Genomic DNA, 14,101 nt, shown 5'->3' on the forward strand with positions numbered 1-14,101 from the left:
TCCCTCTCCGGTTTATCGGGGGCATCACGCCCCCTTCAGGTTAGCGGTTTTTCAGCGCGTCGCTGACGATTTCATCGAACTGTTCAAAAGGCACCCAGCCGGGCAGCAATCCCTCACCAATCAGCGTGGCGGGCGTACCCTGAATGCCCATTTTTTCCGCGACAAGCAGGCTGCGCTTGATCGTCATCAGACTCTCCTCATCAGGCGTGGTAACGCTGACCCCTGCCCGTTTCTGCGCTTCCTGAATGCTGGCGTCATCGTGGTACCCCTTTTTAGCCATCAGGGTATTGTTCAGTTTCATAAACTCCCCGGGATCCTGACGCCAGAGCGTGAGCGCATCGCGCGCCGCGGTCAGCGAACTTTCCGAGCGGTAAGGTAAAAACTTAAACACCACGGCGACATCGGGATGTTTTTCTACGATCTTCTCCAGATAGGGGTCGAATTTCTTGCAGTACGGGCAGTTGTAGTCGGTAAACACCACCAGGGTGAGCTTCGGATTTTTCGCGCCGATACGCGGGGAATTCGGATCGTTAAACAGAAAATCTGCGATCATCTTCTGCGCACGTTGCTCCTGATCTGGCGTCAGCGGCTGAGCGGCCATCGCCTGAGCCGAGGCCAGCAGGAGCATCAGCGTGATAAGGAATTTTTTCATAATACGTTTAGCCTTTTGCGTTGTTCAGGGTGGTGACCAGGGTGCGTTTATCCAGCAGCGGCGAGAGGATTTCGCCCTCCGGCAGACCAGGGCCATATACCGCATTAAACGGAATAGCGTAGCGGTTTCGCTTCGCCAGAAAATCCGCGATAAAGACGGACGGCTGGCTCCAGTCACTGCGCAGCGCCACTACGTCCGGCTGACTCAGCGCGGCAATGATGTCTGGCTGATTCAGGACCCGATGCTCGTTAACTTTGCAGGTCACACACCAGTCCGCCGAAATATCCACAAATACCCGTTTCCCCTGAGAAAGCGCCTGCAGGATGGCGTCTTCACTCAGTGGCTGCCACGGGATGGTCTCAGCGATATGTTGCGCCGGAGCGTCCGGCGGCGAGGTAAACACCCCGCGCAGCTGATACCCGCCAAACGCCGACAGCGCGATGACCACGATCCAGAACAACGGCGAGGAGGTTTGCCCCTTCAACGTGAACAGCACCAGCGCGACAACAATCAGCACCAGCACCACGATCTGACTCACCATTGCCCCCAGATGCAGGCTCAGCAGCGTCGCCAGCCAGAGGCTGGAGGCCAGCATCATCAGGCCCAGGATCGCTTTAAGCGTGTTCATCCAGCGGCCAGGCTTCGGCAGCAGCATGGCCGTTTTGGGCACCAGGGCGACAAACAGCCACGGCAGGCTCATGCCCACGCCGAGCATCAGGAAGATGAGCCACAGGGCGTGCAGCGGCGCGCCAAGGGCAAAGGCAACTGCGGTACCGAGGAACGGTGCGGAGCACGGCGTGGCCAGCAGCGTAGCAAACATCCCTTCGCAGAAACTGCCGCCAAGCCCCGCCCCGCCTGCCGTAGCCAGTCGCCCGGTAGCGGCAGAAGGCAGCAGCATCTCAAACGTTCCAAACAGGTTCAGCGCAAAGAGGAAGGTCACGGTAACCATCAGCCCGATAAACCACGGATTCTGGAACTGAATGCCCCAGCCCAGGGACGCCCCGGCCAGCTTCAGCCCGGTGACCATGGCGGCCAGCAGCATAAAGGAGGTGAGGATCCCGGCGCTGGTTGCCAGGAAGCGCAGCCTGATGACGCGTCTGTCCGAACCCGCCTGCAGAATACTGTTAAGCTTCATTCCCATCACCGGCAGCACGCACGGCATCAGGTTGAGGATCAGCCCGCCCAGCAGGGCAAAGAGCACCATTTTGCCCGTCCCGCCTGGGGCGGAAGGCTCGGCGGGCGTAGCGCCAACGGTCATCGTGGTTTGCTGTTCGTCACTGCCATTGGTCAGCACAAACGACAGCCTCTTGCCTTCCAGCGACGTGGGCTTATCGCCCCATTCGTCGGTGACGGGCACCGTGACCCGAAGCGTATTGCCATCGTGCTTAATGGCCGGCTCGCCGGGCAGAATATCCCCCTCCAGCGGGTCAAAGTAGATCCCCGGATTATCCCATTTCCCGTCGGTCGTTCCTTTCACCACCAGGTTGCCGTCAGAGAGCCAGGCGGACAGATCGGCGGAAACGCCAGACGTGCCCGGCACGGCCTGCATCGCGCGGTCAAAGGCGTGACGGAAACCGTCATCCACCGGCTGTGTAAAATCGAGATGCAGCGGGTAGTCCGTCAGCAGACAAACGTTACTGCACGTGGAAAGCGTGAGCGTGCCGTCGAGCGTGTCGCCCTTCACGCCGTCGAGCACGATGGGGATCGTGACCTTATCGTGATAGCCCTGCGTGGTCATACCGGAGATATCGAATCGCGACGGTACCGGCCAGGACCAGCTATCCGTAACGCCCTGCGGCCAGGTGATTTTTGGCGCGACGCCACCCTCGCCCGGCGACCGCCAGTAGGTTTTCCAGCCGGGCTTTAGCTCAACGGTGAGCAGGCCTTTAATGTGCGTTTGTTCCCTTTCCGCCTGAAAGCGGATGCGGGCGTGATCGTTTTGTGGGGAGACCAGCCAGCCTGTGTCCGCCGCATGGACAATGCCGATGCAGGACAGCCACAGGAAGACGAATCCCCTGAAGAGGTTAACCATGTTTTACTCCGTGAACAGTGAAAAATTATCGTGTGATGACGATGATTTTCATTCACGGAAAACGCAGTTTTTAAGGTGTATTCGGGGAGGCGGTGCCTGAACGGGCTGTTCCACGGGCGCAAATGCCCGCCCTTGCGTAAACAGCTGCAGCAGCGCGAAGAAGATAATAATGGCCGGTAACGCGCCGTCGAAGAACAGCGGCTGCGCGCAAAGCAGGGAGTGCGCGCCTAGCTGACAGGGTGAAGGCCCAGACTCCCCGGCGTTGCTTTGCGACGGGGCGTCTGCACTCAGGGCGATCTGCGGCTCCAGTCCCTGTAAAAAATGGTTGAGCATGACCGCACGCTGCACGAGGCAAAGCGCCATCGCGAGACAGGTGACGATCAAAAGCCATTTTCCGAGGAGCTGACGGTTGCGCATAACATTCCAGAGTGACAAGACGCCCCGATCATAAACGATAGTGATGAATCTACAAGTACCGGAAGTGTAAGGTTTTGTCTGAGACCGCTATTCGCCCGTCAGGGCATCATAGATATCCCGCAACCGCGTGCGCAGAAACAGCACCGCCTTGTGCTTGCGGGATAACAGCGCCTGTTCGCTGGCCCCCGTCTCCTCTGTCAGCATTTTAATGCTGTAGCCGTGAAGCTCGGTCTTTTCAAACACCTCGCGCTGCGGCGGCGGCAGTTCAGACAGGGCCTGCCCCAGCTCTTCCCACAGCAGCGTTTTGAGATACTCCTCTTCCGGCGTCTGCGGGACACCGAACAGGGTTTCGGCCAGCTCGTCCTCCGGGAAGCCCTCCTCCTCTTCATCCGTAAAATAGCCGGAGAGCGACACCTCGCGTTTCTTACGCGCCCGGTCGGTCATCTCGTTACGCGCCGCGCGGAACAGCCAGGCGGCGACGTTTTCGACCGGCTGCTCCACCTTCATCAGCTGATAGGTCACTTCCTGCAAAATGTCGTCGGCGTCGTCGCGCACGGATGTTCGCCCGCGAATAAAGGCCTTCAGCCGGGCGCGGCAGGCGTTGAGCGCCGACATCAACAGGGATCCGCCCACCTCTCCGGCTTTCATCTCGCTCACTCTGCGTCCGGCGCTTTTGGCGTAGCGTCATCGCGCTTATCGTTACGATGACCGTGCCAGCCGCAGTGGCCGCGCCCGTGGCGACCAAAGCCTTCGCGTCGCTGCTGAATAAACGCCTCGCGCTGCTCGGGCGTCATGTTCATCCAGCGCTCGTGCATCCGGCGGTGCGCGCCAAAAATTCCTGGACGGAAACCTAACCCGCCAAACAGAATGCGGCTCAGCACCAGAATGCCCAGCGCCTGCCAGAAACCAATGGCTTTCACGCCAAGGATTGCCGGGAGCAAGGCGTTCCACAGGGACATCACCAGCAGGCCGAGCACGATGAAAATCACCGCGCCGATGACTAAGCCCTTGCCCATACGGTGACGACCGAATCCGCGCCCGTGACTTCTGCCGTGCAGTTCAAAATCTCTCATGGTGTTACCTCGTTTATCGTAACTGATTATGGCTTGTGATGAGGTAGACGGATGAGGGAGGGAAATATTGCTGGGGGGAATGAAATAATTTTTACGGATGCGCAATCGCAGCGAGTGCCCGGCGGCGCTAACGCTTGCACGGGCCTACAGATTTCGTAGGCCGGGTAAGCGTCAGTGCCACCCGGCAGATTCAAAGAATTACGCCTGCACCGGCAACCTAAAACTCGAAATACTCCGTGAAAGCTGCTGCGCCTGCTCTTCCAGCGAGGCAGCCGCCGCAGCGGACTGCTGCACCAGCGCGGCGTTCTGCTGGGTCACGCCGTCCATTTCGGTCACCGCCTGCCCGACCTGGCTGATCCCACGGCTCTGCTCTTCCGAAGCCACGGAGATCTGCTCCATCAGCGTATTCACTTTGTTCACCGATGAAATAATCGAGTCAATCACCTCGCCCGAGCGGTTGACCAGCTCCGCACCGTTTTTCACGCTGGAAACCGACTGCGCAATAAGGCTTTCAATGTCTTTGGCCGCCACCGCGCTTTTCTGCGCGAGGGTGCGCACTTCACTGGCCACTACCGCAAAACCGCGGCCCTGCGTACCGGCGCGCGCCGCTTCCACCGCTGCGTTCAGCGCCAGAATGTTGGTCTGGAAGGCAATGCTGTTAATCACGCTGGTAATGTCTTCGATGCGCTTCGAATTCGCCGCGATGGTATTCATCGTGTCGATCACCTCGCGGGTCACCGCTTCGCCGGTATGGGCATTGTGCACCGCGTCCTGCACCAGTTTTCCGGCCTGATACACGTTATCGGTATTGTTCGCCACCGTCGCGCTCAGCTCTTCCATGCTTGCCGCCGTCTGGGTCAACGCGGAAGCCTGCTGCTCGGTACGTGATGCGAGGTCGATATTGCCGGAGGCAATCTCCTGCGCCGCGTGCGTCACGGTGTGGCTCGCATCGCGCACCTGAGCAATAGTGGCCAGCAGAGCCTGACGCATCTGCTCCATCGAGCCCATCAGGTGGTCGATTTCATTATGCGAACTCCCCTTCACCGGCACCGGAATGTCGAGCTTGCCCGCGGCGATCTGGCTGCAGTGCTCGCGCGCCAGGTTGACCGGCGCAAAGACGAAGCGCTTCATGAAGAGGCTGACGGCAACAATTACCAGCACAAACAGGCAGGCGATAACGGCAATCATCACCAGGCCGGAGACGAAATTACTGTTCGCGTCTTCGTTCAGGCTTTTGGCGTATTTCTGGTGGACGGAAAGGACCTGGTCGAGAACGATTTCGTACTGGCGGTCGAGGCGGGAAACTTCCGGGATTAGCGCGTTAAATTTAGCAACATCGTGTGCCTCAGCGGCATCGATCAGCGGCGCCAGCCCCTGGTTACGGTAGTTTTGCCAGGCATCCTGATAGGCACTCACCAGCGGCGCTTCATCCGTGAGTCGCGGCGAAGCCATAAAGGCCGCAAAGGCGTGGTCCGCTTTGGTCAGCGCCTCTTTCACGGCGGCAAGCTTCGCCGCCCCGTCTGCCGAGTTGCCCGCTTCCACCATCTTCACATACTCCATCACGCGAACGCGCAGCGTACGGCTATGGTTGATGGGGTCAATAATCGACAGCACAACCTGGATCTCTTTGTTGACGTTATCCAGGGAATTATTACTTTTAATGATGAGGCCAACGCTGGTGACGGTGCTGACCACAAAGAACAAAAGCAGTGAGAACAGGACAATCAGGGATGACTTTTTCAACGACATAAACCAATACCTCAAGGAGAATTATTCCTTATGGTTATCGGCGCATCCAAAACTTAAATTAATTAAAGTTATTGATGTATCGAACGAGGCTATACCGCTGACTTATAGCGCCGCTGCAGGGTGGCATTGAGCTTGCGCTGCAACGGCTGCGGCGTCTCCCCTTCGATCAATTTGCCAATCAGATCAAAGCAATGCCACGCCAGCTGGCGATTGTCCTGGCGAATGGTATCCACCGGGATCGTCAGCGAATCGTAGAGATAGTGATCGTCAAAGCTGGCTAATCTGATATCACTTTGCATCAGGTTATGTTGACCCATATAGCGCAGTACCCCTTCCAGCAGCCCGCAGGCGGCGGTGAACAGGGCTTTCGGTGGGCGTCCCAGACGGGCGCAGAGTTCGGCGAACATTTCGTAGCCGGAGCTCGGGTGGTAGTTGCCGTGAATGATCCACTCGGGGCGCAATTCCACACCGGCCGCTCGCAGACCTTGCTTAAACCCTTCCAGACGGTCGCGCGTCGGAGAAAGGCGCGGCTGTCCGCCCAGAAAATAGAATTCATCCGGATGCTGGCGGGCAATATCCGCCACCAGTTCCGTCGTTGGGGTGATGGAATCGGTGATCACCAGCGGCAACGTGCTGTCGTTCATATGGCGATCAAAAAGCACCACGGGCAGCTGCTCGCTGAGTTTCAGGTAGTCCGCATCATTAAGCATGCTGGAGGCGACAATCAGTCCGTCGACCTGACGCGCCACCATGTTATTGACGACCACCGTCTCCTGCCCCGGATTTTCATCGCTACAGGAGATCAGCAGCTGGACACCCGCCTCGCGGCACAGCGTTTCCAGCTCGTGAGAAAAGACGGCAAAGCCGTAGTTGGTGATCTCCGGCACCACCAGACCAATGGTGTGGCTACGGTTATCGCGTAGTGACCGGGCGTGAATGCTGGGCTGATAGTGGTGCTCTTTCGCAATCGCCAGCACGCGTTCACGCGTCTCTTCCGCCACGCGAAGCTCTTTGCTGCGCCCGTTCAGGACCAGGCTGGCGGTGGCTTTTGACACACCCGCCAGCTCCGCGATGTCTTTAATGGTGACGCGTTTTGTTTTTCTCACAACGACTTAGATCCGGCTGCCAAAACCCTCATTCTATCATGCAGGCGCGCAGCGACCAGTAGCGTAATGTGATATCGGACGCACCTTCGAAGCGCACCCAGGCAGGATGGTCAGGAAAATAGCGGCTGCTCATCACCCCTTCGCCATGATTGATGAAAATTTCAACGCTGGAGCGGTCGCACAGGACGCGTAAATGGTGGACGTCCCCCTGCCAATAGCGGGTCAACGTCTCACCAGTTTTCAGGCTCGCGCGTTCCAGCCGCACGCCCTGCTCATCAACCGTGAGGCGCAGCGCGCCCGCAAAATCGACGTTCACCTGCGAGGCGCTTAACTCAAACTCCAGTCGCGCGGCATCCAGAACGGGCGCATCGCTGGCACGTCCCTGCCAGTGCTGCTCCTCTTCACGCAGCGCCGCCAGCTCACGCACCGGAGTCTGCCAGAGCTTGCCGTCGCGATACTGCAATTCGCGCGGGCAGGTCATCTGGTGCATCCAGCCGTGCGACCGCGTCGGCTGAAGCATCTCTTCCCCGTCCGGTACGCCCATCCAGCCAATCAGAATGCGTCGTCCATCTTCCGCCAGCGTCGTTTGCGGGGCGTAAAACTCAAAGCCCGCGTCAAGCTCGTGCAGCTCGCCGTGCGCAAACGTGCCGCGTTCATAGCTAAACGCCCCACTCATCCAGGCGGCCGGATAGGTGTTGAGATAGCGATACGGCTCGCGCGCCAGCCCCTGCGGACAGCAAATCAACACGTGCGTACCGTCGAGCGCGAACAGATCCGGGCACTCCCACATATAACCTGCGTCCTTCAGGCCGTTGACCCCGTGACCAGCGATTTCACCGCAGGAAGCCCAGGCATGTAAATCAGCGGATTTAAACAGCAGCACTTTGCCGCGCTTTTGCAGATCCTGCGCGCCCAGCACCATGTACCACAGCCCGTCGTGTTGCCACACTTTCGGGTCACGCACGTGACCGGTGTAGCCCTCCGGCAGCGCCAGCACCGGCCCCTGCTTTTTAAAGGTGCCGTCCGGCTGTTCCTCGGCCAGGCACTGCCAGGCGGTACGGCTGCCGTCATCGAACTTCACGTTGCCGGTATAGCACAGCGTCAGCACGCCCTGGTTATCCACGGCGCTACCGGAGTAGCAGCCGTTGCGGTCATACTCTTCGTCGGGCATCAGCGCCAGCGGCTCATGCTGCCAGTGGACCAGGTCCGCAGAACTCCAGTGCCCCCAGCATTTATAACGATGCTCACAGTCCAGCGGATTCCACTGATAGAACAGATGGTAGCGACCGGCAAACCAGATAAACCCGTTGGGATCGTTCATCAGCCCCGTCACCGGCGCGGCGTGCCATTGCGGATAATGGCTGTCAGCCTGCGCGCGCGGCTGCCCTTTCATAACGGCCTGCAGAATCGCAGGCCAGCGGGAAGGTAACGTCATTATTCAGAGTCCGTTTTATATTTCAGCAGCAGCGAGACGGTAAACGCCACGCCGAAGGCAATTACCATGCCGATAATATAGTTGAGCAGCGAGCTGGCCTGCACGATGGCCATACCCGGGATGGCGGTTAACCCGACGGCAGTCATGTAGACATGCACAGAGACCACCCAGGCGCCCCCCACCGCGCCACCAATCAACGCGGCAATAAACGGCTTAACGAAACGCAGGTTGATACCAAAAATAGCCGCCTCGGTGATGCCCAGCATCGCAGAGAACGCCGACGGTAACGTAATGGCTTTGATTTTGGCATCGTTGGTTTTGAACCACACCGCCAGACAGGCTCCGCCCTGCGCCACGTTCGCCATGGCCCAGATCGGCAGCAGGAAGTTTACGCCAATCGACGGGTTGCCCAGCAGCCCCGCTTCAATCGCGTGGAAGCTGTGGTGAATACCGGTGATCACAATCACCGAATACAGTCCGCCAAACAGCAGCCCGGCCAGCCAGCCCGCGTGGGCGATAAGCGTGCTCAGGATAAAGGAGATACCATCCCCTAAGGCGCGTCCCGCCGGACCAATAATCAGCAAGGCGATAAAGCCAGAGATCACAACGGTGAGGAACGGCGTCAGGATCAGGTCCAGCGCATCCGGAATCACGCGGCGCAGGTTTTTCTCCACGATGCTCATAAACCAGACGGCCAGCAGCACCGGAAATACCGTGCCCTGGTAGCCAATCATCGCGATCTCCAGGCCGAAGAAGTTCATGGTGTGGAAACCGGACGCCACGCCCCAGGCGTTAGTCAGCGCCGGATGGGTCAGGATGCCGCCCAGCGTCGCGCCCAGGTACGGGTTACCGCCAAACTCCCGCGCGGCGGTAAAGCCGATCAGGATCGGCAGAATGATAAACGCCGCCGAACTGCACATGTCCAGCATGATATAGATAGCGTTGTCCGCATTGACCCAGCCGTAGGTTTTCACCATGCCGAGCAGACCCATCAGCAGGCCGGACGCCACAATCGCAGGAATGATCGGCACAAAGATATTGGAGAGCAGACGCGCTATGCGCTGGAACGGGTTCAGCTTGCGCGCCGCCAGGTCCGCCGCCTCAGACTTGCTGGACTCGCTAATCCCCGCCGCCTGAATAAACGCGGCGTAGACTTTATTCACCACGCCCGTACCAAAAATCACCTGCATCTGCCCGGCGTTACGGAAACAGCCTTTAACGCCGTCGACCTTGCCGATCGCCTGTTGATCGGCCAGCGCGTCATCAACCAGCACCAGACGAAGACGCGTTGCGCAGTGCGCCGCGCTGGCGATATTTTCCTTGCCACCCAGCAGCGGAATAAGCTCGCGGGCGATTTGATTAAAATCCATAGATACCTCTGCCTGACTTCTTTTTTATGATGTGCGAAACGCCCCCGCCAGGCGGGAGCGTGATGGGTTAAAACCAGGTTTCCATCTGGACCCCAAAGTTCCATTCCCCGCCGGCGTTGAAACCGCTGCTGCCAAAGGCATCATCGCTGGCGTAATTATCCAGTTTGCTGCTCCAGTCCATCCAGGTGGCGAACAGGCGAAGCTCCGGGCGGCTGAAGAAATCGCCGATTTTGCTCGCTTTTAACGTCGGAGCAAAGGTCAGCTTGTAGAAACTGCCGTTGACGGCGTTTCGGTCTTTATAACCTTCCGGGTTTAAGTCCATATACTGATAGCTTCCCTCAAACGCCAGCGCGAAATTCTGGGTCACCTCTTTAATCAGGCGGGTGTTGAGCGTGACCCACTCATAGCTGTCGCCTTTGACGTAGCGATCTTTACTGCTCTGCGCCAGAACGGCAGGCGCAACGCTCCAGCCACCGCCAATTGGCGTGACACCGTAACTTGCAAAGCGCCAGGTATCCGCCTCGGACAGCAGTGCGCCATCGGAGCCGATGCTTTTCACTTCCGCCCCCAGCCCGTGACCATACAGCAGCGCGGTTTTGGCCGTGCCTTCCCGCAGGCCGTAGAAGCTCTCGTTGTGCAAGCCCACCAGGGCATGAACGCCCGTGTTAGCGGCATCCGTTTTGATGAGATCGCCGTTCGCGTCTTTACGATCGTCATTATCTTTAGCCCGCAGGCCGCTCACCATCAGCTGGAGAGGTCCGGCGAAGTGGTTCATGCTGAGGATATAGTTCTGAACGTTATTGTCGGTCTGCTCCACGCTGCCGAAGTTGCGGCCATAGAGGGAGAAGTTACTGCGCAGCGAATCGTTCCATTTCACGTCGTAGACGCCACCACCGGTACCGGCCAGGAACACCACGTCGGAATCCAGCCAGTGAATATCAAAGTTATCGCGGTCGAAGCGTTTACCTGCCCAGAATGTACTGCCCTTCAGCGCGCCGGTGAAATCAGGGAGATTGCCCAGCTCCGCAAAGGCCTGACGAATATTGAGATCGCTGGTATCAGCTGACCAGTCGTTATAGGTTCTCTGGCCGTCGGCCAGCATCGCTTTAAAGCGCGTCGTCGCCCCGTTATCCAGGGTCTGTTTGTGCTCCAGGTTCAGCTCAACGTAGGTGTCGGCTTCATTACCCAGACGCCCTACCGCACCACCGGTTTCGCCGGCTGGGGTCAGATAAGGACCGCTTTTGCTGCTGGAGGCCGCGTCATTCATCAGCAGGCCGGAACGAGCGTAGCCGTGGAACTCAAACCCGCTGCTTTGATCCGCTTTCTTCTCCAGCGCAGTGGTGCGCTGCGCCACCGCCTGGGTTGTCGACTGCGTCTGCTGCTGCGCGGCAACGAGCTGCTGCGTTTTTTGTTCTGCTTCCGTGGCGCGTTTCTCCGCCCTCTGCGCGCGCGTCTCTGCGTCCTGAAGGCGTTGTTCCATTGCGGCAAGCCGCGCTTCGATACTTGTCATATCCGTTTGGGCAAAAACAGAGGTACTTCCGGCCAGCATGCCTATCATCACGGCAAGTCTGCGTTTTTTATACATTTTGTCGCATCCCTCAAAGAAGTCATTAAACGTGCTAAATTGCTAAACCGGTTTAGGTTGCTGATACTAAACTGGTGAATTTTGGATCGGCAATCTTTTTTGCTAAACCGTTTTAGTAAGTGTGATCGGGGCGACAATTCAGGCCGTCGACCGACGGCCTGTAAAGGGAGAAATTAAAGGTCGTGCTGCCAGGGCAAGGCGGTCATCGCCCCTTTCGCAGTGGTGGCTAGCGCGCCGCAGCGCTGGGCTAAGGTGATGGCGGGAACCAGTTCAAGACCGGCGGCCAGCCCGTAGAGCAGTCCGGCGACGAAGGCATCCCCCGCGCCGGTGGTATCGACACACTTAACCGGGGTTGCCGGATAGTGGTTCACGGTGCCTTCATGCCAGGCAATAACGCCCTCTTTACCTTGCGTGACGAGCACCCGCCGCGCCGGACAGCGGCGCATGAGTGCAGCCAGACCGGCGTGCACCTGCTCCTCGCCGGTTAAAAATGCCAGTTCCTCGACGGAGAGTTTCACCACATCAGCACGTTGCAGCGCCTCTTCAAGGCTGCGACGAAGTGCGGTTTCATCCGGCCAGAGATCTGGGCGTATATTGGGGTCAAAACTGACGTAACCGCCCGCCTTCCTGATGGCATCCATCGCCTGAAAGGCCGCACTGCGGCTGGGTTCAGCGCTTAGCGCGATGGAGCAGACGTGCAGCCATTCACCCTGGCTGAACGTCGGCAGATCGCCAGGTTCCAGAAACAGATCGGCGCTCGGGCGCACCATAAAAGTAAACGAACGTTCGCCCTGTTCGTCGAGATCGACCACCACCGTTGAGGTGCGGTGTGCCGGGTCAAGGCGCATCCACTGCACATCGACCCGCTCGTCAGCCAGTGTGTGAGCCATAAAGCGCCCGAAAGGATCGTCTCCAACTCTGCCGATAAACGCGCTACGCCCCCCCAGGCGGGCAATACCGACCGCAACGTTTGCCGGGGCGCCACCCGGACATTGCAGTAATCTCCCTTCTCCATCAGGCAGCAGATCCACCACCGCATCACCCAGTACCCAGATTTTTTCCATGTGAACCTCGAAGCTAAACCATGTTAAACCGTTTTAGCTATTTAAGCACAGGCAGGACGACGGGGAAATAACGCGAGTGGAAAATTGCCTTAACGCACCAGGTGCGGCCAGTGAATATCACCGACGCCGTTAAGCAGCGGGCGGGCAAACAGGAAGCCCTGGAAGCGGCGGATCCCGGCAGATTCGAGCCAGCACCACTCCTCTATTTTCTCGATACCTTCCGCCACCAGGGTGATTTCGAGATCGGAGCAGCAGCTAATAATCGACCGTACAATCGCCTGTTTCGGACCGCTCAGGTGAATATCGCTGATAATCTCCCGGTCAATCTTAATTTTATCCGGCTGGAAGCGCGTCAGCAGAGAGAGACCGGCATAGCCGGAACCAAAATCATCAATCGCCATGCCAACCCCCTCACCGCGAAGTTGTTTAATGGCGCTGTTGAACTGATTCAGTCCGGATATCATCTCGTTTTCAGTGATTTCCAGCACCACCTGCTCTGGCTGAAGCCCGTGTTTTTTAATCTCACCGACCAGAAATTCCACTGCGCCAGGGACATTCACCAGCGACATCGGCAACAGGTTGACCGCAATTTTGTGGCTGCCAATCCCCAGCTTTTCCGCCAGCGCAAAGGCATAGGCTTTCGTCTGGAGATCGACCTGATAGAGGGTGTCCGGGTCAAGGGCGCGGAAGAACTGGTCCGGACTGCCGCCGTCATTGCTGCGGATAAGGGCTTCAAGGGAGCTGATCTTGCCTTCCGAAGGCTCAACAATCGGTTGAAGCGCAAATTGACAGGTTTGCGCGGCAATCAGGCCCAGAGACTCGCCAAAGGGTAAGGTTTCGGGTTCGAGCGCCCACTTTGCCGGATCGTAACGTCCACCCGACGGGTTCGGACGCTTATCTGTAATAAACGTCTGAATAAATTTGAATACGCGGTCATCGGAGGCCAGGTAACTGTCGAGTTTGCTGTAACGCAGCACCGATTGCAGCACCTCTTTCGGCGACTGCGTCTGCAGATCGAACAGCAGCATCCCGACGTTTTCGAATCGTCTGCGCGGGCCATAATCCCGCATCAGTTCAACCACTCCGCTGTGCCGCTTGTCATCACGGATTTTATTGAACAGCCTGACCACGCCCTCTTCGGAACCTTCAAGAATTTGCAGAACGTCATCCCCTTTAGAGAGGAGCACACCGGTTATATTCAGCTTCGCGTTACGGCGTCTGGCGCGCTCCACCACCTCCCGGAGTTCGGTTGACGGGTGGGATAAATTCAACTGGCTTCGGTAAATGAGAGTCGTCAGCACAAAACGGGTTCCGATGAGAGAGGTGCCTTGAAGGTATTATTTAACATACTTAATCATTGCGACCTAACATATTCACGCCACAAGAGGTGTGTTTGGATATCGAAAATGATTGTTCGTTAAAGTTACCTGGCTTTAGGCAACGTAACTTAACGAAAGCTCGGAGTCAGTTATTTTGCCAGATATAGAGACTAACCAGTGCCGGCAGGTTGACGGGATAGAAAAATTAAACTGCCAGTAATCGTAAGGCAGTTTCTGCCCCTACTGTTCTACACCATCCCCTAACAAAGACTTCACACCCTCCCGGCGATCGTGGCAAC

Annotated in this window: 12 protein-coding genes; all 12 read right to left on the minus strand. The window is 57.9% G+C overall.

Annotation, left to right across the window (positions count from 1 at the left end; all coding sequences use genetic code 11):
- Positions 1-40: 40 nt before the first annotated feature.
- The 12 genes from L977_RS16135 to L977_RS16190 all read right to left on the minus strand — a co-directional run bounded on the left by L977_RS16135 (position 41) and on the right by L977_RS16190 (position 13,784).
- The gene (locus L977_RS16135) at positions 41-652 is read right to left on the minus strand and encodes a DsbA family protein (protein ID WP_045282121.1); all 612 of its coding nucleotides are present in this window, start codon (positions 650-652) and stop codon (positions 41-43) included.
- Between the two features lie 7 nt (positions 653-659).
- On the minus strand, positions 660-2,684 hold the full coding sequence (locus L977_RS16140) for a protein-disulfide reductase DsbD family protein (protein ID WP_047626209.1): 2,025 nt from the start codon (positions 2,682-2,684) through the stop codon (positions 660-662).
- 48 nt (positions 2,685-2,732) lie between these two features.
- Positions 2,733-3,101 carry a hypothetical protein gene (locus L977_RS16145; protein WP_014883880.1) on the minus strand — a complete coding sequence of 123 codons (369 nt, stop codon included), beginning with the start codon at positions 3,099-3,101 and terminating at the stop codon, positions 2,733-2,735.
- An 87-nt stretch (positions 3,102-3,188) separates the two neighbouring features.
- Positions 3,189-3,749: an RNA polymerase sigma factor gene (locus tag L977_RS16150; protein ID WP_081987747.1), complete on the minus strand. Its 561-nt coding sequence runs from the start codon at positions 3,747-3,749 to the stop codon at positions 3,189-3,191.
- Positions 3,750-3,754: 5 nt separating this feature from the next.
- A complete protein-coding gene (locus L977_RS16155) occupies positions 3,755-4,174 on the minus strand; it encodes a hypothetical protein (RefSeq protein ID WP_047626212.1) in 420 nt (139 codons plus the stop codon).
- Between the two features lie 198 nt (positions 4,175-4,372).
- Positions 4,373-5,923 (minus strand): methyl-accepting chemotaxis protein, encoded by a 1,551-nt coding sequence (locus L977_RS16160; protein WP_023330453.1) that lies wholly within the window; start codon positions 5,921-5,923, stop codon positions 4,373-4,375.
- An 89-nt stretch (positions 5,924-6,012) separates the two neighbouring features.
- Positions 6,013-7,029 (minus strand): LacI family DNA-binding transcriptional regulator, encoded by a 1,017-nt coding sequence (locus L977_RS16165; protein WP_014883884.1) that lies wholly within the window; start codon positions 7,027-7,029, stop codon positions 6,013-6,015.
- A gap of 28 nt (positions 7,030-7,057) precedes the next feature.
- On the minus strand, positions 7,058-8,464 hold the full coding sequence (locus L977_RS16170; RefSeq protein ID WP_047626214.1) for a sucrose-6-phosphate hydrolase: 1,407 nt from the start codon (positions 8,462-8,464) through the stop codon (positions 7,058-7,060).
- Positions 8,464-9,834, minus strand: a complete 1,371-nt coding sequence (locus L977_RS16175; protein WP_014883886.1) for a sucrose-specific PTS transporter subunit IIBC — start codon at positions 9,832-9,834, stop codon at positions 8,464-8,466. The genes L977_RS16170 and L977_RS16175 overlap by 1 nt, the downstream gene beginning before the upstream one ends.
- A gap of 67 nt (positions 9,835-9,901) precedes the next feature.
- Positions 9,902-11,419, minus strand: coding sequence for a carbohydrate porin (locus L977_RS16180; protein ID WP_023338338.1), 1,518 nt, complete (start codon positions 11,417-11,419; stop codon positions 9,902-9,904).
- Between the two features lie 173 nt (positions 11,420-11,592).
- Entirely contained in the window at positions 11,593-12,483 is an 891-nt protein-coding gene (locus L977_RS16185; protein WP_047027020.1) for an aminoimidazole riboside kinase, read from the minus strand.
- Positions 12,484-12,572: 89 nt separating this feature from the next.
- The gene (locus L977_RS16190) at positions 12,573-13,784 is read right to left on the minus strand and encodes a diguanylate phosphodiesterase (protein ID WP_023330455.1); all 1,212 of its coding nucleotides are present in this window, start codon (positions 13,782-13,784) and stop codon (positions 12,573-12,575) included.
- Between the last annotated feature and the right edge of the window lie 317 nt (positions 13,785-14,101).

Source organism: Enterobacter sp. ZOR0014, assembly GCF_000798855.1.
Lineage (GTDB): Bacteria > Pseudomonadota > Gammaproteobacteria > Enterobacterales > Enterobacteriaceae > Enterobacter > Enterobacter kobei.

What these genes read in the sequence shown, in the direction of transcription:
- L977_RS16135 (WP_045282121.1), bottom strand. Translation starts at nt 652, where the DNA reads ATGAAAAAATTCCTTATCACGCTGATGCTCCTGCTGGCCTCGGCTCAG.
- L977_RS16180 (WP_023338338.1), bottom strand. Translation starts at nt 11,419, where the DNA reads ATGTATAAAAAACGCAGACTTGCCGTGATGATAGGCATGCTGGCCGGA.
- L977_RS16140 (WP_047626209.1), bottom strand. Translation starts at nt 2,684, where the DNA reads ATGGTTAACCTCTTCAGGGGATTCGTCTTCCTGTGGCTGTCCTGCATC.
- L977_RS16155 (WP_047626212.1), bottom strand. Translation starts at nt 4,174, where the DNA reads ATGAGAGATTTTGAACTGCACGGCAGAAGTCACGGGCGCGGATTCGGT.
- L977_RS16175 (WP_014883886.1), bottom strand. Translation starts at nt 9,834, where the DNA reads ATGGATTTTAATCAAATCGCCCGCGAGCTTATTCCGCTGCTGGGTGGC.
- L977_RS16150 (WP_081987747.1), bottom strand. Translation starts at nt 3,749, where the DNA reads ATGAAAGCCGGAGAGGTGGGCGGATCCCTGTTGATGTCGGCGCTCAAC.
- L977_RS16170 (WP_047626214.1), bottom strand. Translation starts at nt 8,464, where the DNA reads ATGACGTTACCTTCCCGCTGGCCTGCGATTCTGCAGGCCGTTATGAAA.
- L977_RS16185 (WP_047027020.1), bottom strand. Translation starts at nt 12,483, where the DNA reads ATGGAAAAAATCTGGGTACTGGGTGATGCGGTGGTGGATCTGCTGCCT.
- L977_RS16145 (WP_014883880.1), bottom strand. Translation starts at nt 3,101, where the DNA reads ATGCGCAACCGTCAGCTCCTCGGAAAATGGCTTTTGATCGTCACCTGT.
- L977_RS16160 (WP_023330453.1), bottom strand. Translation starts at nt 5,923, where the DNA reads ATGTCGTTGAAAAAGTCATCCCTGATTGTCCTGTTCTCACTGCTTTTG.